27 protein-coding genes and 1 pseudogene are annotated in these 22,126 nt (G+C 43.7%); 2 read left to right on the forward strand and 26 right to left on the reverse strand.

Annotation, left to right across the window (positions count from 1 at the left end):
- From BSI_RS0120815 to BSI_RS16650, 4 genes and pseudogenes are all read right to left on the reverse strand, one after another.
- Positions 1–631 (reverse strand): annotated as a pseudogene (locus BSI_RS0120815) (IS3 family transposase); the annotation flags it as partial.
- Positions 632–746: 115 nt separating this feature from the next.
- Positions 747–1,091 carry a hypothetical protein gene (locus BSI_RS16660; protein ID WP_003236697.1) on the reverse strand — a complete coding sequence of 115 codons (345 nt, stop codon included), beginning with the start codon at positions 1,089–1,091 and terminating at the stop codon, positions 747–749.
- Between the two features lie 236 nt (positions 1,092–1,327).
- The gene (gene sipS, locus BSI_RS16655; protein ID WP_003236699.1) at positions 1,328–1,882 is read right to left on the reverse strand and encodes a signal peptidase I sipS; all 555 of its coding nucleotides are present in this window, start codon (positions 1,880–1,882) and stop codon (positions 1,328–1,330) included.
- Between the two features lie 494 nt (positions 1,883–2,376).
- Positions 2,377–2,583, reverse strand: coding sequence for a zinc ribbon domain-containing protein (locus BSI_RS16650; RefSeq protein ID WP_003236703.1), 207 nt, complete (start codon positions 2,581–2,583; stop codon positions 2,377–2,379).
- A 301-nt stretch (positions 2,584–2,884) separates the two neighbouring features.
- Here BSI_RS16650 and BSI_RS16645 point away from each other — a divergent pair, with 301 nt between their 5' ends.
- The gene (locus BSI_RS16645) at positions 2,885–3,097 is read left to right on the forward strand and encodes a spore germination protein (RefSeq protein ID WP_003236705.1); all 213 of its coding nucleotides are present in this window, start codon (positions 2,885–2,887) and stop codon (positions 3,095–3,097) included.
- 151 nt (positions 3,098–3,248) lie between these two features.
- On the opposite strand, the gene BSI_RS16640 is transcribed toward BSI_RS16645, so the two are convergent.
- Positions 3,249–3,680 (reverse strand): peptidylprolyl isomerase, encoded by a 432-nt coding sequence (locus BSI_RS16640; RefSeq protein WP_003223931.1) that lies wholly within the window; start codon positions 3,678–3,680, stop codon positions 3,249–3,251.
- A 257-nt stretch (positions 3,681–3,937) separates the two neighbouring features.
- On the opposite strand from BSI_RS16640, the gene BSI_RS16630 reads away from it, so the two are divergent.
- The gene (locus BSI_RS16630; RefSeq protein ID WP_003236710.1) at positions 3,938–4,810 is read left to right on the forward strand and encodes a DUF1002 domain-containing protein; all 873 of its coding nucleotides are present in this window, start codon (positions 3,938–3,940) and stop codon (positions 4,808–4,810) included.
- A 27-nt stretch (positions 4,811–4,837) separates the two neighbouring features.
- Here the strand turns inward: BSI_RS16630 and lysA are convergent, their stop codons facing one another.
- The 21 genes from lysA to mleN all read right to left on the reverse strand — a co-directional run bounded on the left by lysA (position 4,838) and on the right by mleN (position 22,104).
- Positions 4,838–6,157, reverse strand: coding sequence for a diaminopimelate decarboxylase (gene lysA / locus BSI_RS16625; protein WP_003236712.1), 1,320 nt, complete (start codon positions 6,155–6,157; stop codon positions 4,838–4,840).
- 106 nt (positions 6,158–6,263) lie between these two features.
- Entirely contained in the window at positions 6,264–7,745 is a 1,482-nt protein-coding gene (gene spoVAF, locus BSI_RS16620; protein ID WP_032731866.1) for a spore germination protein SpoVAF, read from the reverse strand.
- Positions 7,690–8,307, reverse strand: coding sequence for a stage V sporulation protein SpoVABEA (spoVAEA, locus tag BSI_RS16615; protein ID WP_003236716.1), 618 nt, complete (start codon positions 8,305–8,307; stop codon positions 7,690–7,692). Before spoVAEA ends, spoVAF begins: the two co-directional genes overlap by 56 nt.
- Before the next feature lie 7 nt (positions 8,308–8,314).
- A complete protein-coding gene (gene spoVAE, locus BSI_RS16610; RefSeq protein ID WP_003236718.1) occupies positions 8,315–8,665 on the reverse strand; it encodes a stage V sporulation protein AE in 351 nt (116 codons plus the stop codon).
- A 1-nt stretch (position 8,666) separates the two neighbouring features.
- On the reverse strand, positions 8,667–9,683 hold the full coding sequence (spoVAD, locus tag BSI_RS16605; protein ID WP_003236720.1) for a stage V sporulation protein AD: 1,017 nt from the start codon (positions 9,681–9,683) through the stop codon (positions 8,667–8,669).
- A 12-nt stretch (positions 9,684–9,695) separates the two neighbouring features.
- Positions 9,696–10,148: a stage V sporulation protein AC gene (spoVAC, locus tag BSI_RS16600; RefSeq protein WP_003236723.1), complete on the reverse strand. Its 453-nt coding sequence runs from the start codon at positions 10,146–10,148 to the stop codon at positions 9,696–9,698.
- A 12-nt stretch (positions 10,149–10,160) separates the two neighbouring features.
- Positions 10,161–10,586, reverse strand: coding sequence for a stage V sporulation protein SpoVAB (gene spoVAB / locus BSI_RS16595; protein WP_003236725.1), 426 nt, complete (start codon positions 10,584–10,586; stop codon positions 10,161–10,163).
- On the reverse strand, positions 10,576–11,196 hold the full coding sequence (gene spoVAA, locus BSI_RS16590) for a stage V sporulation protein SpoVAA (RefSeq protein ID WP_019258805.1): 621 nt from the start codon (positions 11,194–11,196) through the stop codon (positions 10,576–10,578). Before spoVAA ends, spoVAB begins: the two co-directional genes overlap by 11 nt.
- Positions 11,197–11,322: 126 nt before the next feature.
- Positions 11,323–12,090 (reverse strand): RNA polymerase sporulation sigma factor SigF, encoded by a 768-nt coding sequence (gene sigF, locus BSI_RS16585; RefSeq protein ID WP_003236728.1) that lies wholly within the window; start codon positions 12,088–12,090, stop codon positions 11,323–11,325.
- 11 nt (positions 12,091–12,101) lie between these two features.
- Entirely contained in the window at positions 12,102–12,542 is a 441-nt protein-coding gene (gene spoIIAB, locus BSI_RS16580; protein ID WP_003236730.1) for an anti-sigma F factor, read from the reverse strand.
- Positions 12,539–12,892, reverse strand: coding sequence for an anti-sigma F factor antagonist (gene spoIIAA, locus BSI_RS16575; RefSeq protein ID WP_003223957.1), 354 nt, complete (start codon positions 12,890–12,892; stop codon positions 12,539–12,541). The genes spoIIAB and spoIIAA overlap by 4 nt, the downstream gene beginning before the upstream one ends.
- Positions 12,893–12,987: 95 nt before the next feature.
- On the reverse strand, positions 12,988–14,157 hold the full coding sequence (gene dacF, locus BSI_RS16570) for a D-alanyl-D-alanine carboxypeptidase DacF (protein WP_003236733.1): 1,170 nt from the start codon (positions 14,155–14,157) through the stop codon (positions 12,988–12,990).
- A gap of 157 nt (positions 14,158–14,314) precedes the next feature.
- Positions 14,315–15,130, reverse strand: coding sequence for a purine nucleoside phosphorylase I, inosine and guanosine-specific (locus BSI_RS16565; RefSeq protein ID WP_003236738.1), 816 nt, complete (start codon positions 15,128–15,130; stop codon positions 14,315–14,317).
- A 12-nt stretch (positions 15,131–15,142) separates the two neighbouring features.
- Positions 15,143–16,327, reverse strand: a complete 1,185-nt coding sequence (gene deoB, locus BSI_RS16560) for a phosphopentomutase (RefSeq protein ID WP_003236741.1) — start codon at positions 16,325–16,327, stop codon at positions 15,143–15,145.
- Positions 16,328–16,487: 160 nt separating this feature from the next.
- Positions 16,488–17,378 carry a site-specific tyrosine recombinase XerD gene (gene xerD, locus BSI_RS16555; protein WP_003236743.1) on the reverse strand — a complete coding sequence of 297 codons (891 nt, stop codon included), beginning with the start codon at positions 17,376–17,378 and terminating at the stop codon, positions 16,488–16,490.
- Between the two features lie 7 nt (positions 17,379–17,385).
- Entirely contained in the window at positions 17,386–17,613 is a 228-nt protein-coding gene (locus tag BSI_RS16550; protein ID WP_003236745.1) for a YqzK family protein, read from the reverse strand.
- A gap of 123 nt (positions 17,614–17,736) precedes the next feature.
- On the reverse strand, positions 17,737–18,186 hold the full coding sequence (fur, locus tag BSI_RS16545) for a ferric iron uptake transcriptional regulator (protein WP_003236746.1): 450 nt from the start codon (positions 18,184–18,186) through the stop codon (positions 17,737–17,739).
- A gap of 112 nt (positions 18,187–18,298) precedes the next feature.
- Positions 18,299–18,943: a stage II sporulation protein M gene (gene spoIIM, locus BSI_RS16540; protein WP_003236747.1), complete on the reverse strand. Its 645-nt coding sequence runs from the start codon at positions 18,941–18,943 to the stop codon at positions 18,299–18,301.
- A 100-nt stretch (positions 18,944–19,043) separates the two neighbouring features.
- Positions 19,044–19,259: a ribosome rescue factor BrfA gene (gene brfA, locus BSI_RS16535; RefSeq protein ID WP_003236749.1), complete on the reverse strand. Its 216-nt coding sequence runs from the start codon at positions 19,257–19,259 to the stop codon at positions 19,044–19,046.
- A gap of 101 nt (positions 19,260–19,360) precedes the next feature.
- On the reverse strand, positions 19,361–20,680 hold the full coding sequence (locus BSI_RS16530; protein ID WP_003236751.1) for an NAD-dependent malic enzyme: 1,320 nt from the start codon (positions 20,678–20,680) through the stop codon (positions 19,361–19,363).
- 17 nt (positions 20,681–20,697) lie between these two features.
- Positions 20,698–22,104, reverse strand: coding sequence for a malate-H+/Na+-lactate antiporter MleN (mleN, locus tag BSI_RS16525; protein WP_003236753.1), 1,407 nt, complete (start codon positions 22,102–22,104; stop codon positions 20,698–20,700).
- Between the last annotated feature and the right edge of the window lie 22 nt (positions 22,105–22,126).

Genomic DNA, 22,126 nt, shown 5'->3' on the forward strand with positions numbered 1-22,126 from the left:
TCGTAAGATGTATACACAGATCCTTGGTCACTATGTAACACGCAGTTCTGAGGCAGTGTTGGCAGCTGATCAAGTGTGTTTAAGACAAAGTCTGTGTCCTGCTTATCTCCAATCGTGAAAGCAATCACTTCTCCATTGTATACATCCAATATACTGGAAAGGTACAATTGTTTCTGTCCATAAGGCAAATACGTGATATCCGTTACTAGTTTTTCAAGAGGATGATCAGACTGAAAGTTCCGATCTAATATATTATCGACCACGGCATATGGCTGCCCATTCTTCTTGCGCCTTTTCACCTTAACCCGGCACTGCCACTGATTTTTCTGCATGATACGCTGAACCGTTTTATGGTTAATACGCATTCCCTTTTTTAATATAGCTGTAATTTTTCGATATCCATATCGATACTTGTGCTCTCGGCACAACGTGCCGATTTGTTTTTTCAAATGGCACTTGGTTGTTCGAATCGATGTGTATCCCCAGCCTTATGCCACCTAACCCATGTCTGAACCTGCGTCTTATTCTTGATATTCAATTCCTGCATGATCTCTTTCATAGGCACGCCTGCCAATCTCATTTCTACAGCCTCCTGTTTGACTTCAATCGGATAACTCACTCTTGTTCCCATACAAAAAACACCTCCAAGTCTTATTTCGGATAACAACTATCCATTTTCAAACTTGAAGGTGTTTTTTATTTGTCTCATCTTATGGGGTCAGTCCCATCCGAAAGGTGTTTTTTTGTTAATCATTCACTTTGGCAACCTTGATTAATCCGTCGATTCGCTTTGATTTGCTGAAGTATGCTTTAATCTTGTCGCCTTCTTTTATATCAGACAAATCCTGATTTAATTTTTTTCCGTTGAAGATAATTTTCGTGCCGTTTTCTGCTTCTCCATGATACTCTGAACCGTCAATTTCCGTCACTTTATATTCCTCGATGGTGTATTCCTCTTCTTCCGAGGACAAGGTTTGTCCAATTGCTGTCGGAACATCCTTCAGCTCAAGATCATTTATATACATATAACCGCCTGCAAGTAAAAGCAAAAGCACTAACAGAATGGTAATCTTGGTTTTTATTCTTCCCATTTTTAAACCTCCAGCCAATATGAATCTATTCATTCATATGAGTTATTCCTTTTTTTCATGAATAAAAAACCGTAAATTCTCGTAAATTATTAATATAACGATGCATAACGGGAATATGTTTCACATTTCTGCAAAAATTTCTTTTCTATAGATATACGAATTTATGTTCTGGTTTTGGGGGATGAACGTAAAAAAGATATAAAAAAGCAGCCTCCTGTTCAGGAAGCTGCTAGATCCTAATTCGTTTTTCGCATTTCGTTAAACGGGAAGAAAACAAACTTTGACTTACCCGCAATTTGTTTTTTCGTGAAGAGGCCAAGCCCGTTTCGGCTGTCCATTGAATTCCGGCGGTTATCACCCATCACAAAATACTTGTCATCAGGCACTTTAACCGGGCCGAAATCATCGGTCAAACGGTCATAGCCATCCTGCTTCGCTCTCTTTTTATTAGCTGCCAAATAAGGCTCGTCCACCTTTTTCCCATTGATATAGAGCTGGTCGCTTTTCATTTCAACCGTATCTCCAGGCAGGCCGATAATACGTTTGACATAGTGAACATCATCCCCGTTTAAAACGACGATGTCTCCTCTATCAAACTCGCCGATATATTTGACTGTCATATTGACAAAGACCCTTTCCCTGTTATGAAGTGTAGGATACATAGAGTCACCATCAACGACATACGGCGCAAAAATAAAATTGCGAATGAGCAAAGCGAGAACGACAGCAATCACAATTGCTTTTGCCCATTCTAACATTGATTTTTTCTTCGAAACATTTTCTGATTTCAACTGATTTCCTCCAATAAACAACGGTCTTCAATTTATGTTATCACGAATCGAAAAGAAATCCTATCAGGACCATTGAAGTGATTTTACAATCTATTAATCCTCATCTTCCACCCAAATCATGCCTATCTTTTTCTTGTCGATCACAGCTAGCCCTGCATCAAATGTTGCTTGAGAAATTGGACTCCAGCAATCGTATAATACACAGAGGCATCCGAAAAGTAATGAAAGAAATAATCACATAATTTCAGCAGAGATGGGCTTAGAAGAAAGACAGCTCGTATGCTAATCTTTAGATAATATATAAAAGGTTACGAGCAGCTCTTTTCATCTACTGCATTCTATTGATCGCCCAGTCCCATGGTGCTTTAAATTGATTCACATCATGAAGGTTACTGCAATGTTTGCGGCAGCCCATTTTACAGGTGACATATCCGGCCTGCATCCCGTTTTGCTTTCAAGATATTTTAAATATCATTGAAGCTCGAAAACAAGGATCAGCCTCCAAAAAATAGATCCAATATATTGCCGGCAGTTGAAGATTCTTTATTATAAAACTCTGAGTATCCACAATTCTTACAGTAAACCACGAGAAAACGGTTATTCTGAACGTCAAACAACTTCGATAATCCCGTACCGGTTGTGGCTATTTCTTTTTGGCCCGCTTCAGTGCTTCCGCATTTTATACAGCCTTTATTGTTCATATCGTCAAGCTCCCTTTCACAACATCACGTTTGTTTTGATTTATTTTACTACAAAATACCATTTTGATGAACCATGCAACTTTAAAGTTTTCTTAAATTTTATATATGAAATCCACAGAAATAAAAGCCGATTTTGCCTGCTTAACTCGAGTGACTGGCTAAAAAAGATGCAATGATTGAAGAATCCCCCCCTTTTCGCGACATCATAAAAAACATAAGTATTTTTATCAATAAGTTTACGCTTATTGACTCTAGCAATAATACATATAAAAAATAGAGAATTTGAAAGGAGACTCCGTGAATGATTGATTATCCCATTAATATAAACAACGTTTCCGGGAACAGTGTAGTAAACGTAGGCGGCGCTTTTACGATAAGACCATTAACTGTGTCCAAATCTGTGTTTGGTTCCGGCGGCTTGAATACTGGAATTGTCATTGAGAACAATTTTGTAAGCCAGTCCAAAATGATTAACAGTCAATTTTCCGATCAGCATGTGACCAAAACATTGTAATTTCTGTCTGCTTTAAGCAGATACAAAACTCCTCGTTAACCGGATAAACGTCTTTTTATTCACCGCCTCCAGCACTCAGGCGGTTTTCTATTGGATCATTTTTTTGCAAATAAAAAAGCTCCCCCGAGATGAGGAAGCCTTTTGCTGCCTATTAGCCTTCTACGCGAACTTCTTTCATGACGTCGCCATTAGACATGTTTTTCGCGAATTCTAGTCCGCTTGTTACTTTACCGAATACAGTGTGAACACCGTTCAAATGTGGCTGAGGTTCATGTACGATGAAAAATTGGCTGCCGCCAGTGTCTTTTCCTGCGTGTGCCATAGAAAGTGCACCCGCTTCATGTGTATGCGGGTTTCCTTCTGTTTCACATTTGATTGTGTATCCTGGGCCGCCTGTGCCAGTTCCGTGAGGACATCCGCCTTGGCTGACGAAGCCTGGAATCACTCGGTGGAATGTAAGACCGTCATAAAAGCCTTCGTTCGCAAGCTTTTCAAAGTTTGCGACAGTGCCCGGTGCAGCTTCAGGGTAAAGTTCAAATTCAATTTTGTTACCGTCTTCTAATAAAAAGTAACCTGTTTTCAATTGTATGCCTACTTTCTTTATTTTAATTTTCAAAGGAGATTATGTATGATAGGTTATAGCCTGTCTCTCCTTGTCGCGGCTATTATACCACACCTTTCGGGGGAAAACGAATCTCCCGGCTTTACAAAAAATAAAAATGAAACCTTGATCTCTTTATCTCCGTCTAACCTAACGGAACTGTATTTTCATCATGATCACAGGTCCTCGCAAAGCAGCTCTATCCAGCTGCTTGTGAAATTGAAGGAGGTCAAACTGCTTTGAAAAAAATATGGATTGGAATGCTGGCAGCGGCCGTTTTGCTGCTGATGATTCCGAAAGTCAGTCTCGCGGATGCCGCAGTTGGAGATGTCATTGTAACTCTGGGTGCTGATTTATCAGAATCTGATAAACAAAAAGTGCTTGATGAGATGAATATCCCTGATAATGCCACAATGGTAACCGTGACCAATAAGGAAGAACATGAATATTTAGGAAAATATATACCGAGCGCTCAAATCGGATCAAGAGCCATTTCTTCATCGTCAATAACCATTGCCAAAAAAGGCTCTGGACTGAATGTTGAGACGCATAATATCAGCGGCATTACAGATGAAATGTACCTAAATGCCCTGATGACAGCAGGTGTTAAAGATGCGAAGGTGTATGTTACAGCACCATTTGAAGTATCTGGGACTGCGGCTTTAACTGGATTGATTAAGGCGTATGAAGTTTCTTCTGATGAAGCGATTTCGGAGGATGTGAAGCAAGTAGCTAACCAAGAGCTTGTCACGACATCAGAGCTTGGGGACAAAATCGGTAACGAAAATGCAGCTGCGCTGATAGCAAAAATCAAAGAAGAGTTTGCTAAAAACGGTGTGCCTGACAATAAAGCTGACATTGAAAAACAAGTGGACGACGCAGCTTCTGATTTAAACGTCACACTTACAGACAGCCAAAAGGATCAGCTTGTATCCTTATTCAATAAAATGAAAAATGTTGACATCGACTGGGGACAGGTCGGTGACCAGCTTGATAAAGCGAAAGATAAGATTACGAAATTCATAGAATCAGATGAAGGCAAAAACTTCATCCAGAAAGTCATTGATTTCTTCGTATCTATCTGGAATGCGATTGTTTCTATATTCAAATAAAAAAAGCGCCGAGAAATCGGCGCTTTTTTATTGCTTTACACTCGTTTTAAAGGGCAGGTCAAGTTTGACAATATCCTCGTAAGTTTCTCTTTTCACGACTAAATGAGCTTCGCCGTTTTCTACAAATACAACGGCAGGTCTCGGGATTCGATTGTAATTGTTGGCCATGCTGTATCCGTATGCGCCTGTACAAAAAACAGCAAGAAGATCGCCTTCTTTTACTTCCGGCAGGTCAATATCCCAAATTAGCATATCCCCGCTTTCACAGCATTTTCCGGCAATCGATACCGTCTTATTATGCGCTTCTCCGATACGGTTGGCTGTTGCAGCTTCATATTTAGCCTGGTAGAGTGCAGGACGAATATTGTCGTTCATGCCTCCGTCTACAGCGACATACTGGCGGACACCCGGCACTTCTTTTTGAGAGCCAACCGTATAAAGGGTTGTGCCTGCGTCTCCCACGAGAGAACGGCCCGGTTCGATCCAAATTTCCGGAATGTCAAAACCGTAACGGGCAGCATTTGCTTTCACAGCTTCGATAATTTTTTCAACGTATTCAGTAGCGTGAAGCGGTTCATCTTCCTCCGTATAACGGATGCCGAAACCTCCTCCAAGATTCAAAACCTTGGATACAAACGAGTATGAATCTCTCCACTCGTCTAGTTTTTTGAAGATTTTTTCCGCTGCTAACACAAAACCGGCCGTATCAAAAATTTGTGAGCCAATATGGCAATGGACCCCCAGCAGCTGAATGTGTTCTGATTGTAATACTCGCTCAATCGCCCGTTCAGTTTGTCCGTTATGAAGGTCGAAACCAAACTTTGAATCTTCTTGACCTGTTGTAATATAGTCATGCGTGTGCGCTTCTACTCCGGGTGTGATCCGAAGAAGAACATCGATGGAGTGTCCCGTTTCTTTACATAAGTCTTCCAAAAGCGAAATTTCATAGAAATTATCAACCACAATGCAGCCGATGTGATGCTCAAGTGCCATTCGCAGTTCTTCCCTGCTCTTGTTATTCCCATGAAAGTGGATGCGTTCTGCCGGAAAGCCTGCGGCAACAGCTGTATAAAGCTCTCCCCCGGACACGACATCTAAAGAAAGTCCCTCTTCCTCAGCGAGCTGAATCATTGCGACTGATGAGAACGCTTTGCTCGCATATGCCACCTGTGCTTTCAGCCCTGCAGTAATAAATGCCTGCTTAAAGCTTTTAGCACGCTCACGTATTAAAGCCACATCATATACGTAAAGAGGCGTTCCATATTTTCCCGCTAAATAAAGAGCGTCCACACCTCCGATTTCTAAATGCCCATGTTGATTTTGCCTGCTTGTGCCATGTAAGAACAATGTCATTCCCTCTTTCTCCGCTTATGGGTGAAAAGGACAGTTTTATCGACTGTCCCTTCATAATTAAGACATACATTATCATACTCTACAGTCAGTTTCAATGCGATTATGAATTGGTAGGTTGTCTTAAGCGATTTCTTGGGTGAACGATACTAGGTCTTACTTTTGCACCAGGTTTTGCAGTGCGGATCAGTACCTGCCACAGCGCCTTGCCGTTAAAGGGAATCAGCGGCCATAAGTACGGTGTCTGGAGAGATTTGATGCTGGCCATGGCAATAATTAGCACTGTAAATCCAATTACTAGCCCTTTTATGTGAAATATGGCAACGAGTATCATGAGAGTAAGCCGGCCCATTTTGTTCGCCAAGCTTAATTCATAACTAGGCGTCGCAAAGGTTCCAATTGCCGCAAGTGAGACGTATAGAATCACCTCTGGTGAAAACAGGCCGACTTCAATGGCAATTTGTCCAATCAGCACAGCGGCAATGATACCCATGGCTGTCGATAAAGCGGTCGGGGTATGAATGGCAGCCATTCTGAGAAACTCGATTCCTAAGTCAGCTAAGAATATCTGCAGGATGATCGGGATATGCGTATTCTTATTTAAACCGATAAATTTCATATTCTCGGGCAGCAGGTCCGGCTGCAGCACAAAGAGAAACCAGATCGGGAGAAATATAGTGGATGCAATAATACCGAAAAATCTGACCCATCTTAAAAAAGTACCGACTGCAGGCGCCTGCCTGTATTCTTCAGCATGCTGGACATGATGGAACAAAGTCGTCGGGGTGATAATTACACTCGGCGATGTATCAACCATAATGATGACATGGCCTTCAAGTACATGATTAGCCGCCACATCCGGCCTTTCTGTATAGCGGACGAGCGGATACGGGTTGTAGCCTTGTTTAATGATGAATTCCTCTACTGTTTTGTCGGCCATTGTTAATCCGTCGACATCAATGGCAGCAACTTCTTTTTCAACGATGTCAACCAGATCCGGATCTGCAATATCTTCTATATAACAAATGCTCAGATCCGTTTTTGATCGCTCACCAACCTTTGTCATCTTGATGCGAAGACGTTCGTCTCTGATCCGGCGTCTGAGAAGAGCCGTATTGACGACGATATTTTCTACAAATCCGTCTCTGGCTCCCCTGACGACCTTTTCCGTATCGGGCTCTTCAGGGTTTCTGCCCGGATAGCTTCTAACGTCAATAATAAATGCGAAGCCTGCGTCTTCAACAATGACTGCAACTAGCCCCGACAACACTTGGTCAGTCGTTTCATCCAGCGTTTTTACTTTTTCAACCTGGGCGTTAAGCAGCCTGTTTTCGACGATATCGACCAGGTTATCAGCGTCCTCTTTCCGATTGTTAATGGCAACAAGCTCTCTCATTAAATGAATGATATAGGCGGTATCAGATAATCCATTTAAATAGTAAAGCTGTATTTCCTTGTCTAAAATGTTGAGCTTGCGAACCCCTACATCATAGCTGGTTCCCATTCCGACCCGATTTTTAAAATACGCTTCATTTTTGGCTGGATTCCGATAAACCCGGATTTTCTCTTCCTTGTGACCCGGCATGATACCCGCTCCTTTCTAAAATAAACTCGACCGCTTTCATGGTGATTGGCGACCCTTTTGAGATATCGTCTTTTCTCCCCATTTTGCCGATATCCCCGATGCCGACAATAAGCGGAAGATCAAGTTTATCAAGGCAATAGACTGTGTCTCCACTCATTCTATGTTCATCAAACTCCCTTTCTCCGCCTTTATCGACGCCGTATTCTGTTATTTCTCCATTGCGGTCAATGCTTACATCAACTCTGGTCCATTCAGCCTGATGGGTTTTTGACGCGACCGCAATCACACCGAGCACTTCAATTGACGGATGGGTGGCGACATAGGTAAGAGCGGCTTCTCCCGGACCCTCTCCTTGCAGGCCTGAGTCGTCAAACATGACAAATACGGGATCATACTGCGCTGAGGTGATTAGCTTGACAAGCTCCGCGCCGCTGCGGATGGAGGGGTTCCCTTTTGATTGTGAAATACATCGTCCCCCCACTTGTCTTGCGGCGTATTCAATTGTTTTAGCGGCATACACGTCCCCGTCTGTTACCAGTATGACCTTTCGCTTTGTCGTCATGTTGACATTATCCTTTCGGTTTGAAAATAACAGCTACGAGAAAGGCGAAGAGAATGGCGGCTGAGATACCGGCAGATGTCAGCTCAAAAATCCCCATGCCGATCCCAATAAATCCGTGTATATGCGCCTGATGCATGGCACCATGCAGAAGACTGTGGCCAAAGCTGACGATCGGAACAGTGGCGCCCCCTCCGGCAAATTCAATAAATTTATCGTAAATGCCGAAACCATCTAAAATCGCTCCTATAACGACAAAGGACGTCATGACGTGGGCTGGCGTCAATTTAAATACGTCTAACAGCAGCTGGCCAACAATACAAATAGCCCCGCCGCATACAAAAGCCAAAAGGTAGTCCATGTTAAGATGCACCTCCTGCACGCTCAAATACAACCCCGTGGGCGATGGTCGGGATGGTTTCTTTTTGCTGGACCATTGTCGGGCTTAACAACGCCCCGGTCGCCACGACAAATACACGGTTTAATTTTCCTTCTCTCAGCTGCTTAAAAATGTGAGAGTAGGTAACGACCGCTGAACATGCGCAGCCGCTCCCTCCGGCAAAGACCTGCTGATCCGGCGTATAAACCAGAAGCCCGCAATCATCATGCTTTGTGCCGACCGGATAGCCATCTTCTTTTAAGATGTCTTTTACGATGGGAGATCCGACGCCGGATAGGTCACCTGTCAGGATCAGATCATAGTCATCCGCTGTCCGGTTGAGGTCTTTAAAGTGCTGCTTAATCGTATCAGCTGCAGCCGGAGCCATGGCCGATCCCATATCAAACGGATCTGTAATTCCTAAGTCAGAAACCTTTCCGACAGTCGCGCTTGTGATTTGGATATCACCCGGTGTCTGACTGATGACAACAGCTCCGCTTCCGGTTACAGTAGACGTTGCAGTGTCCGGTTTTTGGCCGCCGTATTCCGTCGGATATCGAAACTGTCTTTCCGCTGTGGCATTATGACTGCTGGTGGCAGCGAGAGCCCTCTTGGCAAACCCGCCGTCAACTAAGGCTGATGCGACAGCCACCGTTTCCATTGATGTTGAACAAGCGCCAAACATACAAAGAAACGGAATTTTCAAGTGCCTTGCCACATAATTGGCTGTCACGTTTTGATTCAGCAAGTCGCCTGCCAGCAATAGATCAATATCATCTTTTTTTAGATTACTTTTTTGAAGCGCCGCGTTTACAGCGTCTTCCATCAGCTGGCGTTCAGCCATTTCCCAGCTTTTTTGATTACAGTGCATTTCGTCATAGGTTTTATCATATAAGGAGCCGAGCGGTCCGTCTTTTTCCTTTGGCCCAGCTGCTGTTCCCGCTGAGTTGACAAATAAGGGATTTTCAAATACCCAGGTTTGCTTTCCTGTTAATTTCATTTTCTTCTCCTCCTACGACATCAGTTTCTCAAAAGCAAACCGAATCATTCCGACGATGTAAGCAGCCACAACACCAAAAACGATGACATTTCCCGCCAGTTTAAACATGTTTGTCGCTACTCCGAGCACAAACCCTTCGCTTTTATATTCAAGAGCCGCGCTTGCCATGCTGTTGGCGAAACCTGTGACCGGTACGGCTGAACCGGCGCCTGCAAACTGCCCGATTCTGTCATAGATGCCGAACCCGGTAAGCAGGGCTGATAATAATATCAGCGTTGCCGCCGTTGGATTTCCCGCTGTTTTTTCATTAAAATCAAAAAAATGGATATAAAAATTCTGCAGACCTTGCCCGATCATACAGATCAGACCGCCTACCAGAAAGGCTTTTACACAGTTCCAGACGTAAGGCGGCTTAGGCTGATACGTTTTTACTTTTGATTTGTAGTTTTCTTTTATGTTTGTCATCTTGAAACCTCCTTATGAATGATCAATAAAATATAGCCAGTGAAATAAAGATCCCGCGATTTTTCCAATCACGATGGCCATTAACAGAATAATGATTTTACTTCTGAGCCCGATTCGTTTTGCCAAAATCGGCAGGACATTTAAAACCTCTGTAAGGGCAGCCGCAAGCATTCCGACAAACACACCTGCCAGCAGCCCGACCGGTACAGCAATCCATTTTGTTAAAAAAAGATGGTTCATATGAAGCGTCTCCCATCCCCCGCAAACAGCGCCAAGAATAACAGCCGCTTCATAAGCCTGAACGAATCTCATCGTTTTGGTGAGCTGCATCAGCCGCGGAATGATCCCCATTACGGTTAAAAAAGCAACGAAGCCAGCCCCCACCGTGATGCCTCCGCCGAGCCCGACAAAAATAATGAACAATACACTAGCGATCATGCAGATCCTTTATTGTTTCTTGATTCTCATGCATGGCCACATATTGGTCGAGATCAAGCTGATAGTTAAACATCTCAACCTCCAGCGGGCTGGGCTCTTCATTAAGGCGCTTTTTAAATATGTGGTTGAAAAACACGATCATCCCAAGTCCCAAACCGATGCTGTATGGGATTTGCAGCAAATATGGATAGTCATTCCTCTCTCCAGTTATGATTTCATAAAGTGCAATATGAACATCTCTCATGCTTACATCCTCATGAAAGTTCATGATGGCAAGACACGATCCGATAAACAAAAGCAGCCAGACACCAATAAACAGAACCGTTGATATTTGCCGTTTCCGGTACTGAATTTCAACAATGGTTTCTGCTCCGCCTACCGTTTGAACATCTAGTGTCGGATCTTGTAAATGAATGGCTTTGAGGACTTGTATGATATCCAGAATTACGATATTTTTATCTTTTTCGCTCACCTGATAGAGCGGCATAGCCGAAAGTTTCTTTTTCAGCTGAAGCTGTCCTTCAATTTGCGCGGCATCTCCAACCGTGATGATATCCCCCGGATGTGCCAGCACCCTGTGGCGAAGTCGGATAAATATACGTCGTTCCATCTTTGATCACCATCTTTCGGTGGTTATATATGTAGTATGTGGTTCGATTTTGTTCTCATTCATCCGCTTGAAAAGACCATAAATTACCACGCTTTTGCACACAAAAAAGCCAGCCTGCATCGCAGACTAGCTATCCGTATGATCCATTTGAACCTTGATCTGTTTTAATATTTTCTTTTCAAGCCTGGAAACCTGAACTTGAGAGATCCCGAGCCGCTCAGCAACCTCGGACTGCGTCTGGTCTTTATAATATCTGAGATAGACGATTAGTTTTTCCCTTTCCTCCAAATCGCTGATCGCTTCTTTCAGCGCAATCTTTTCAAACCACTTTTCTTCAGAGTTGTCAGCGATTTGATCAAGCAGGGTAATCGGATCTCCGTCATTCTCATAAACGGTTTCGTGAATCGAAGACGGAGCCCTTACTGCCTCTTGAGCGAGTACGACATCTTCTGCTTCAATCTCCAAATGATCGGCGATCTCCTGCACTGTCGGCACTCTGCCCAATGTTTTTGAAAGTTCATCCTTCGCGCGCCTGATTTTGTTTCCAAGTTCTTTTAACGATCTTGACACCTTTACGGTTCCGTCATCACGGATAAAACGCTGGATTTCACCAATAATCATCGGCACTGCATACGTTGAAAACCGCACATCATAGGTTAAATCAAATTTGTCAACAGATTTTAACAGCCCGATGCAGCCGATCTGGAAGAGATCGTCAGGCTCATAGCCTCTGTTTAAAAACCGCTGTACGACTGACCAAACAAGACGCATGTTTTTTTCTATGAGGAGGTCTCTTGCCTGCTGGTCGCCATTTTGGCTTTGCTTGATTAATTCCTTTACTTCATGATCCTTCAGCTGAGCGTTTTTGCCGTTCTTCTTAACCTCCACATCCATAACAAATCTCCTTAATTACAAAGCGCTTTGCTTTTTGATAAGTGCTTTGTTAAGCGAATCGTCGTTCCCATCTCAGGCGATGAATCGATACTGACATCATCCATGAAATTTTCCATAATGGTAAAGCCCATTCCAGAGCGCTCAAGCTCAGGCTTCGTCGTAAATAAAGGCTGGCGGGCTTCTTCAAGATCTGTAATGCCCATGCCTTCATCGCGAATAGTCAAATATACGACATGATCTTCCAGCGTCACTGAAATGTAAACTTTTCCGTCACAGTTCTCTTCATATCCATGGATAATGGCATTCGTCACAGCCTCTGACACGACTGTTTTGATTTCGGTCAGTTCGTCCATTGTCGGGTCTAGCTGGGCAATAAATGAAGCAACTGTCACACGGGCGAATGATTCATTCTGGCTGAGGGCAGAGAACTCGAGATGCATTTCATTTTTCATGATGCCACCCCCAGCGTCAGCAGCGCCTGCTGCTCGGATTGTTCAAATCGGATAATTTTAAACAGACCCGACATATCAAACAGCCGTTTCACCGCAGGAGAGATAGCGCAAACGACCATTTCCCCGCCAATTTGCTTAATTTGCTTGTATCTTCCTAAAATAACGCCAAGCCCCGAGCTGTCCATAAAGGAAAGATCCTCCAGGTTCAGCACAATATGGCGAATATCATCCTTCTCCAATGATTGAGTCACTTTTTGTTTCAGGGTTTCAGCCGTATGGTGATCGAGTTCGCCTGTTAATCGAATACAAAGCACAGATTCTTTGACATGCATGTCAATTCCAAGGCTCATGCTCATTCCTCCTTGATATGATCGGATAATGAGTGTTTCGATTTCGACGGAATGAATTCCTTCACCGTGACAAAACTAGTGGTCATTCGGCATAATTACTTAAATTTTGTCCAGTCTCCCATCGTCCGCTTCAAGAATGTTATGAACCCGGCTTTCTTCATATCTTCTTTAGCAGCAACAGGACTTTCAGCAAGCACTTCTCCATCCTTTTTCAGAACGAGAGTGCCAAGCTCTTGGCCTTTTTGAATCGGAGCAGTTACATTGTCATTCATTTTGATTTCTTTTTTCACATTGTTCATATCCTCGCCTTTTTTCGTCAATATTGAAATCGGCTCAGATGTAGTGAGTTCGACAAATTTTTGTTTTCCTTTTTTGACCTTTACTTTTGCTACTGTTTCATTTCGTTTATATAAAGGATGCGTTTCATATTGACTAAAAGCGAAATCAAGCATCTTTGTCACTTGCGCGTTTCTATCTTTAGGTGTGCTCGCTCCGAACACAACCGCAATGGCCCGCATGTTTCCTTTTTTAGCTGAAGCTGTCAGACAATATTTGGCCTCTCCTGTATAGCCTGTTTTTACACCGTCTACGCCAGGATAAAATTTGATAAGCCGATTCGTATTGACAAGCCAGAACTTTTTATCTGTATTTTCGCGCAGATAATCCTCATACGTACCGGTAAACTTCGTGATTGATTCGTATTTCAATAATTCCTTAGCCATGATTGCCATGTCATAAGCAGAGCTGTAATGCCCTTCCTCGGTCAGTCCGGTCGGGTTTTTGAAGGATGTGTTTTTCAAGCCAAGCTCTTTTGCTTTTTTATTCATTTTCCTAACAAATTCTTCTTCAGAGCCGGAAATGAATTCAGCCATTGCTACGGAAGCGTCATTCCCTGAAGCGATTGCGATGCCTTTCAGCATTTCTTCGACAGTCATTTCCTCACCGGGTTCAAGGAAAATCTGTGAGCCGCCCATTGAAGCCGCATGCTCGCTCGTACGGACCTTATCACTCATTTTGATTTTGCCTTCATCTAAAGCTTCCATAATCAAAAGCATCGTCATAATTTTCGTCATGCTTGCAGGCGCCAGTCTCTCATTGCTGTTCTTGTTGTAAAGCACTTTTCCTGTGTCACGTTCTATCAGCACCGCAGACTTCGCTTCATGAGCAAGCTCCGATGTACGTTTTCCGTCTTGTTTTGCAAATGCAGACGGTGCAAATGTAAGCAGCATTATACCAATCAACAAAGTGGATAAAAGACGTTTCATCTCAAAAGCCCTCCATTTCATAATCCTTTTTATTTTTTCCAAGCGGGATGGTTTTATACCCCACTGATGGAAAATGTTTCGTATCTTTTTTGGCATAAAAAAAGAGAGCTGCGTCCATGGGACACAGCTCTCTTTTGATTTTGCTCTGATTCAATTTTTATTCGTACTGAGCGACGACCGCTTTCACAAGCTGCAAGAATCCAGCTTTTACTTTTTCCGTCACTTCCATTACTTCATCGTGGCTTAAAGGCTGATCCAAAATGCCCGCTGCTGCATTAGAGATGCAGGAAATGCCAAGGACACGCATTCCCGCATGATTCGCTACAATGACTTCCGGAACAGTAGACATACCGACAGCGTCAGAGCCCATTGTTCTTAAGAAACGGACTTCTGCCGGTGTTTCGTAAGAAGGTCCTGTCACAGCGGTATACACGCCTTTTTGAATTGGAATGTTAAGGTCTTTCGCAATCTTTTCAGCCAGTCCGGATAGGTCTTTGTCATAGGCTGACGACATATCTGGAAATCTGGCGCCGAAATCGGCTTCGTTTGGCCCGATCAGCGGGTTCGTTCCCATAAAGTTAATATGATCGGTAATGATCATTAAGTCTCCCGCACGGAATTCAGTGTTGACGCCGCCAGCAGCATTAGTTACGATCAACGCTTCCACGCCGAGCGCTTTCATCACGCGTACAGGGAAAGTGACTTTCTCCATTGAATAGCCCTCATAAAAATGAAAACGGCCCTGCATCGCAATGACGGAAACTCCTTCAAGAGTCCCAAGCACAAGCTGTCCGGCATGTCCTTCAACAGTGGATACCGGGAATTCAGGTATGTCCTCATATTTCAGCTTGACCGGATTTTCGATTTCGTCTGCCAAAATGCCAAGACCTGAGCCTAAAATAAGGCCGATCTTCGGAGATTCCGGCAGGTTTTGTTTAATAAAAGCGGCTGCACGTTCGATTCTGTCTTTCAAGAAACAGTCCCCCTATTGTAATAAAGATAAAAAGCTTTTTCCGTATTTCGGTTTAGTCGTTTGGAAATTATCAGCGATCGTTGCACCGATATCAGCAAATGTATCTGCAAGCGGCAGCATTTGCGCTTTCTTATGTTTTTTGCTGTAAGCGAGAATCGGCACGTACTCGCGTGTATGGTCAGTTCCATGATGAATCGGATCATTGCCGTGGTCGGCTGTAATGATTAACAGATCGTCTTCTTTCATTTTCTCAAACACTTCCGGAAGCCGCGCATCAAATTCTTCAAGCGCGCGTCCGTATCCTTCCGGGTCACGTCGGTGTCCGAATAAAGCATCAAAATCAACAAGGTTCGCAAAGCTCAGACCAGTAAAGTCTTCTCCCAGCGTATCAATCACCTTGTCCATTCCGTCCATATTGGAAACCGTTCTCCGTGAAGAAGTAATGCCTTCTCCGTCATAAATATCAGAAATTTTTCCGATTGAGATCACATCTAAGCCGCTGTCTTTCAATTCATTCATAACAGTGCGGTCAAACGGCTTAAGCGCATAGTCATGGCGGTTTGGCGTCCGTTTGAATTGTCCGGGCTCTCCGACGAACGGCCGTGCGATAATGCGGCCTACCATATACTTCGGATCAAGCGTCAGCTCTCTCGCCGTTTCACAAATGCGGTACAGCTCTTCAAGCGGCACAACCTCTTCGTGAGCGGCAATTTGCAGAACAGAGTCAGCAGATGTGTATACAATTAAAGCCCCTGTCTCCATGTGCTCTTGCCCAAGTTCATCCAAAATCGCTGTGCCGGAGGCCGGCTTGTTTCCGATAATTTTGCGACCAGATCTCTTTTCCAGCTCCTGAAGCAGTTCATCTGGAAAGCCTTCCGGGAACACTTTAAACGGTTTATCAATGTACAAGCCCATGATCTCCCAATGGCCGGTCATCGTATCTTTGCCGTTTGACGCTTCTTGCATTTTTCCATAATACGCAAGCGGATGTTCCGTTTTTTCTACTCCTTTGATATCTCCAATGAGACCAAGGCCGAGTTTTGCCATATTCGGCATATGTAATCCATTCATATGCTCGGCAATATGCCCGAGCGTATTTGCACCTTCGTCATTAAAGTCAGCGGCATCCGACGCTTCGCCGATTCCGACTGAATCCATTACAATTAAAAACACACGATTATATTTGTATGCAGGCATCTTGAAAGCCTCCTTTTTTTCTATACGTCTATTGTATCGCTAAGAGGTCTGACAACTCAAGTATAAACCGTTTTCATTCCCGTTGACAATGCATTCGGAAATAATGAAAAACTTCAGTATTTTCTGTCGTTCTAAACAAAAAAGCCGCAGCCACCTGCGGCTAGGCGCGCGGATGAAACTGCTTGTACACATCCTTCAGCCTTGTTTTCGTCACATGCGTATAAATTTGCGTCGTGGATATATCCGCATGGCCGAGCATTTCCTGCACCGCTCTTAAATCAGCCCCGTTCTCAAGCAGATGCGTCGCAAAGGAATGCCTGAGCGTATGCGGGGTCAGCTCTTTTTTAATCCCAGCTTCCAGCGCGATTTTCTTCAGGTTTTTCCAAAATCCCTGGCGGCTGATCTGTTTGCCGTGATGATTTAAAAAGAGAGCGTCAGACACATTGTTCTTGAGCAGTTTCCCCCTGGCTTTTGTCATATATTCCTCAATGGCAGAAGCGGCTGCTTCACCGATTGGCACAATCCGTTCTTTTCTTCCTTTCCCGAAGCAGCGGACAAAACCCATAGATAAATGAACATCTGCCGTTTTCAATTCAATCATTTCACTGACTCGTATGCCTGTCGCATAAAGCAGCTCCAGCATCGCTTTATCCCGATAGCCGAAAGGGCTCGTCAGCTTAGGCGTGTCTAATAATCGCTCGACCTCATTGAGCGCGAGCACCTTCGGAAGCGCCCGCTCGGTCTTTTGTGTTTCGATATGAACGGAAGGATCCTTGTCCGTCACCTTTTCCCTGAGCAGAAATTGGTGAAAAGAGCGAATGGATGCCAAATGCCGTGCTGAAGTCTTGCCGGATTTCCCCGAGTCCTTCAAGTGCTTTAAATATTGAATAATATGTATACGGGTTACATGATTCCAATCCGTAACATGAAGGGTTTCTGTTAAATAAAGAGAATAGCTTTTCAAGTCACGTTCATAGGATACCACCGTGTTTTGGGAAAGCCCTCTCTCTACCATGACGTAGTGGATGAAATCCTTTATTTGATCTTTCACTCTTGATCTACTCCCCGTTTTGGTAAAAAAAGATCAACCGGTCGAACCATCCGCCTTTTTCATCCTGATCCATTTCAACAACTTTTACAGCGGAGCCTTCCGGTTTATCGTACCGATGATAGTTTTCATATTCTTGATTTACCCATATCATAGCATAATAGAACAGAGCGGTAAAACCGGTAAACAGGATGAAAACCTTCAATGCATCGAGAGTTGTTTTTAGGAATCTTCCCATGTCCTAATCGATCCTTTCCCTATGGTTCCAGTTATTTAACCATATGCCAAATCAGAAAGGTTTTATACATGGAAACAGCAAAAAACCCTTTCCCCAGGAGAAAAGGTTCGCGCTCGGCACCGTCTATTCAGCATCTTTTCCGTTACAGCGGTGGCAAATGCCGTGAAACGTCAATCTATGATCTTTAATCTTAAATTTCCAATCACGTTCAATGATTTCTTCCACGTCTTCTAGTAAATCTTCTTCAATTTCATCAACGGCTCCGCACTCCATGCACACTAAGTGGTGATGAAAGTGAGCTGCACCCTCTTTACGAAGATCGTAACGGGACACGCCGTCTCCAAAGTTAATTTTATCAACGACTTTTAATTCAGTTAATAATTCAAGCGTACGGTATACTGTTGCGAGACCGATCTCAGGAGATTTCTCTTTTACGAGGAGGTATACATCTTCTGCGCTTAAATGGTCTTCTTCATTTTCAAGCAGCACTCTTACTGTCGCTTCACGCTGAGGCGTAAGTTTGTAGCTAGATGAGTGCAACTGTTTCTTAATTCGATCAATACGGTTTTCCATGTCTTTCCCTCCTACGCCGCATTCCATGACTCATTATAACAAAATACGCGCAGAGTTCCAACTATAATTATTATAAACTGATAAATAAAACGATTTTTTCTTAATAATTATTTTAAAAAAGTCTCAATGTAAGCTTTTCCATTAATACAGGAGATAAATATGCTTCAAAGAGGGATGAGATCATCGCTAAAAACAGAATGACCAGAAGCACAAAGGCATATCGCCCGAACCATTGAATCGGCGCGTCATGCAGGCTTCGTTTAACGAACAGCTGCCTGATTAACTTTAAAGAAAACGCAATCGCACACGTGCCCATAATGAGATAAGCCGGAATAAGCAGTACATTTTGCGGCAAAACGGAGACAAAGGATAAGAAAAAACCGCTGATTCCCATCTGATTGACGAGAAATCCGACAGTAAAACCGACGACGATTCCTTTTAGAAAGATCATGATAAAAATAATCGGCATCCCAATGACGGAAATCCCCAATATCCACATCAGCCCTAAATACTTTACATTATGAAAGATACTTTGCCCAAACATATCAGATGAACTTGCCTGTTTTCCATCCGAAAGCTGTCCAAAAAATTGGCTTAAATAGTAATATAAATCTTCCTTCTGGCTGATGGTCATGCTGTTGACAATAATTGCGCCAAAAATGACACCCATGAAAAACAGCACTGAGACAAATATATAAAGAGAGAGATGATCTTTGACATGTCTGAGAAACATGTCTTTATAAGAGATTTTTCGCATACCGTTTCCTCCCGTCCGTTCTAGTGATTTGATTTAATAGATTGTATGAAAGAAACGGAAAAACATGCTCTTTTTCAAAAAGAAACGATAGAGAAGGATGCTAGGCGGCTTTTGTGGGCACAAAAAAATCCTTATCATCAAATGCTGTATGATCATAAGGATTCCTATGCTTTTTCTTATTCAAAATCTCTTTTTTGCTTTTTGTCATTCTTTCATGCGTGCTGAACGATGGTGCGCCTCCTCTTGATAATAAAACATCACGTCCGCCATTTCTCAACAGATGCTCCCGCTTCTTTTTCGCTCGGCTTTTTGCCATGCTGATCACTCCCTTATTTATTTTCACAGCAATTATAGCAAAAATGAACACATGATGAGAAAAAAACAGCACCTGTTATGCCAGGTGCTGTTTGACTTCATTTATTTAACTGCTGTAAGAGCTGCGTGCTCGACCGCAGCTGCTACCTCATGATGGACTTTTGAATCAAGCGGCTGAGGGACTACATCGCCTTGTTTTGTGCAGGCTGCGATGGCCTCTGCTGCTGCGACAAGCATATCATGATTGATCTCCTTGCTTTTTGCGTTGAGCGCTCCTCTGAAAATACCCGGGAAGCCAAGCACATTATTAACAGAACGTCCGTCCGCTGCATATGCGGCGCCAGCCTGCAGCGCGGCCTCCGGTTCAATTTCCGGCTTCGGATTTGATAAAGCCAAAATCACCTGGCCAGAGCGTACAAATGCTGGTTTTATTAACCCTGGAACTCCCGTTGTTGCAACGACAATGTCACATACTTCCATGAGCTCCTCGATGCTGGAAACTGCCTGTCCGCCGTATTGTTCGAGACGGTCCATTGCTGCCTCTGATTTGTCTGTGCCGTAAACAGCTTTCACGCCATAGGCCATAAACATCCGGCAGATGGCAACGCCTGCTGCGCCCAGACCGATTTGCCCCACTTTCGCTTCTTTCAGGTCAACACCCGCACTCCTACATGCCGAGATGGCAGCTGCCAGCGTCACAACAGCTGTACCATGCTGATCATCGTGCATAACAGGGATGTTCAGCTCCTCTTTTAGGCGGTCCTCGATTTCGAAGCAATGCGGCGAGCCGATATCCTCAAGCAGGATGCCGTTAAAACCTGGAGAAATATGCTTTACCGTTTTGATGATTTCTTCAGGGTCACTCGTATCAAGCAATATCGGAATGCCGCTAATACCCGCCAGCTGATCAAATAAAGCAGCCTTTCCTTCCATGACAGGCATGCCTGCGACAGAGCCGATATTCCCAAGACCGAGAATTGCCGTTCCATCTGTCACAATCGCAACAGAGTTGCTGATCGTTGTATAAATAGAAGCTTTTTCAGGTTCTTTTTCAATCAGACGGCACACGTCTGCAACACCTGGTGTATAGACACGCCCGAGCTCTGCCAATGAGCGGATCGGCATTTTGCTTTTCATTTGGATTTTTCCGCCTTCATGTGCGGACAGGACTTCATCAGATACGGTGTGAAGCCTGATCCCTTCTCCCAGGGCCTGTACAGCCGCGATCACTTCCTGAAGCTGTTCTTCATTCTCCACTTGAACGGTAATATTCCGCATTGTGTAATTGGGTCCGACTTTTACCGTCTCCACTTCACCAATATCCCCGCCCAGAAGGCCGATTGCCGTAGCCACCCTTCCAAGATTTCCGGGAACCGAAGGCGTTTCGATCATCAGTGTCCGAATCATGTGTTTCGCTATCATTCAGTGATCCTCCCCTATTAGCCTAGTTTTTCGGCTTTAACTGTATTGTTTTTCGTATACCATATAAATTTTCCTGTATAACCATAGATAATTGCAAGACCTATTGCAACAAAACTGAGCCACATAAACGGCAGATAAGAGAAGGTAGAAACACCTAAAATACCAGCCATGTAAATACCGTTATCAGACCAAGGAACCATACCTGAAGTCAATGTTCCCCCGACCTCTGCATTACGCGACAACACTCTTCTGTCCAGATGTAATCGATCATAGCTGTCTTCCATAATCTTCGGAGTCAAAATAAGGGATACATACATCGCACAGCCGAAGATGTTCGCTAAAAACGCTACAATCAGCGTAGACAAAGTGACATTGCCCGGTGATGTTAATTTCTTTTCAAACATAGAGACAATGACTTTTAGCACTCCGAGTTTCTCAAGCAGTCCGCCAAAACCAAGGCCAAAGATAATCACGACAAGGGAACTGAGCATTCCGACAATTCCGCCGCGGTTTAACAGGCCGTTCAAAAATTCAACATCTGTTTTAATAGAAAATCCGTTGTACGCTGTAGCAATCGCATCCGCAATATTCATGCCTTGGAAAACAGCTGCCCAGATTGCGCCAAGCAAAGCACCGATTACGATAACCGGCATAGACGGCTTTTTCATCGCCAATAAAACAATAACGACGACAGCCGGGATCAGCATCCAAATATGAATGTCAAACGTATTTTGCAAAGATGATTTCAAGAATTCCACTTTGTCAAGATCAATATTTTTCCCGCCGTACATAAAGCCGGTAATTGTAAATAAAATTGCCGTAATCACATATGCAGGTATTGATAAATAAAGCATTGCTCTCACGTGGTCCAATACATCGACTTTTGATAGTGAGGAAGCCAGAACTGTACTGTCAGAGAGAGGAGACAGCTTGTCCCCGAAATAAGCGCCTGAAAGGATAGCTCCCGCCACAAGAGGAAGCGGAATTCCCAATCCTTCTCCAATTGCGATCATGGCGATGCCGGCAGTTCCGACTGTTCCCCAAGACGTTCCTGTAGCTACAGACATGATTGAACAAATAATTAACGTGGCCAGTAAAAAGATACTAGGGTGAATAAATTCTAATCCGTAATAAATCAGTGTCGGCACAACGCCTCCGGCAATCCATGTTCCAATGAGCGCCCCCACTGAAACGAGAATCAGAACGGCTTCAAGGCCGTTTGATATTCCATGCAGAATTGCATTTTGCATATCTTTATAAGAATAACCGAGTCTGATACCGAGAATCATTGCAATAAACCAGGAAATGAAGAGCGCAAGCTGTATCGGCAAGTCTAAAAAGACTGTAAACGACATGACAAGTGCTAAAAATGATCCTAGTACAATAATAATTTCGAATAGTGTTGGCAGTCTTACATCCTTCAAAAGAAGTCCCCCTTCATGTAAA

It is taken from the genome of Bacillus inaquosorum KCTC 13429 (genome assembly GCF_000332645.1).
In the GTDB taxonomy this organism is placed as follows: Bacteria; Bacillota; Bacilli; order Bacillales; family Bacillaceae; genus Bacillus; species Bacillus inaquosorum.

Excerpts from the sequence above, each read along its gene's own strand:
- BSI_RS16660 (WP_003236697.1), bottom strand. The coding sequence starts at position 1,091 with ATGGGAAGAATAAAAACCAAGATTACCATTCTGTTAGTGCTTTTGCTT.
- BSI_RS16650 (WP_003236703.1), bottom strand. The coding sequence starts at position 2,583 with ATGAACAATAAAGGCTGTATAAAATGCGGAAGCACTGAAGCGGGCCAA.
- BSI_RS16645 (WP_003236705.1), top strand. The coding sequence starts at position 2,885 with ATGATTGATTATCCCATTAATATAAACAACGTTTCCGGGAACAGTGTA.
- spoVAF (WP_032731866.1), bottom strand. The coding sequence starts at position 7,745 with ATGCCGGGTCACAAGGAAGAGAAAATCCGGGTTTATCGGAATCCAGCC.
- spoVAEA (WP_003236716.1), bottom strand. The coding sequence starts at position 8,307 with ATGACGACAAAGCGAAAGGTCATACTGGTAACAGACGGGGACGTGTAT.
- spoVAE (WP_003236718.1), bottom strand. The coding sequence starts at position 8,665 with ATGGACTACCTTTTGGCTTTTGTATGCGGCGGGGCTATTTGTATTGTT.
- spoVAD (WP_003236720.1), bottom strand. The coding sequence starts at position 9,683 with ATGAAATTAACAGGAAAGCAAACCTGGGTATTTGAAAATCCCTTATTT.
- spoVAC (WP_003236723.1), bottom strand. The coding sequence starts at position 10,148 with ATGACAAACATAAAAGAAAACTACAAATCAAAAGTAAAAACGTATCAG.
- spoVAB (WP_003236725.1), bottom strand. The coding sequence starts at position 10,586 with ATGATCGCTAGTGTATTGTTCATTATTTTTGTCGGGCTCGGCGGAGGC.
- spoVAA (WP_019258805.1), bottom strand. The coding sequence starts at position 11,196 with ATGGAACGACGTATATTTATCCGACTTCGCCACAGGGTGCTGGCACAT.
- sigF (WP_003236728.1), bottom strand. The coding sequence starts at position 12,090 with ATGGATGTGGAGGTTAAGAAGAACGGCAAAAACGCTCAGCTGAAGGAT.
- spoIIAB (WP_003236730.1), bottom strand. The coding sequence starts at position 12,542 with ATGAAAAATGAAATGCATCTCGAGTTCTCTGCCCTCAGCCAGAATGAA.
- spoIIAA (WP_003223957.1), bottom strand. The coding sequence starts at position 12,892 with ATGAGCCTTGGAATTGACATGCATGTCAAAGAATCTGTGCTTTGTATT.
- dacF (WP_003236733.1), bottom strand. The coding sequence starts at position 14,157 with ATGAAACGTCTTTTATCCACTTTGTTGATTGGTATAATGCTGCTTACA.
- deoB (WP_003236741.1), bottom strand. The coding sequence starts at position 16,327 with ATGCCTGCATACAAATATAATCGTGTGTTTTTAATTGTAATGGATTCA.
- BSI_RS16550 (WP_003236745.1), bottom strand. The coding sequence starts at position 17,613 with ATGGGAAGATTCCTAAAAACAACTCTCGATGCATTGAAGGTTTTCATC.
- fur (WP_003236746.1), bottom strand. The coding sequence starts at position 18,186 with ATGGAAAACCGTATTGATCGAATTAAGAAACAGTTGCACTCATCTAGC.
- spoIIM (WP_003236747.1), bottom strand. The coding sequence starts at position 18,943 with ATGCGAAAAATCTCTTATAAAGACATGTTTCTCAGACATGTCAAAGAT.
- brfA (WP_003236749.1), bottom strand. The coding sequence starts at position 19,259 with ATGGCAAAAAGCCGAGCGAAAAAGAAGCGGGAGCATCTGTTGAGAAAT.
- BSI_RS16530 (WP_003236751.1), bottom strand. The coding sequence starts at position 20,680 with ATGATAGCGAAACACATGATTCGGACACTGATGATCGAAACGCCTTCG.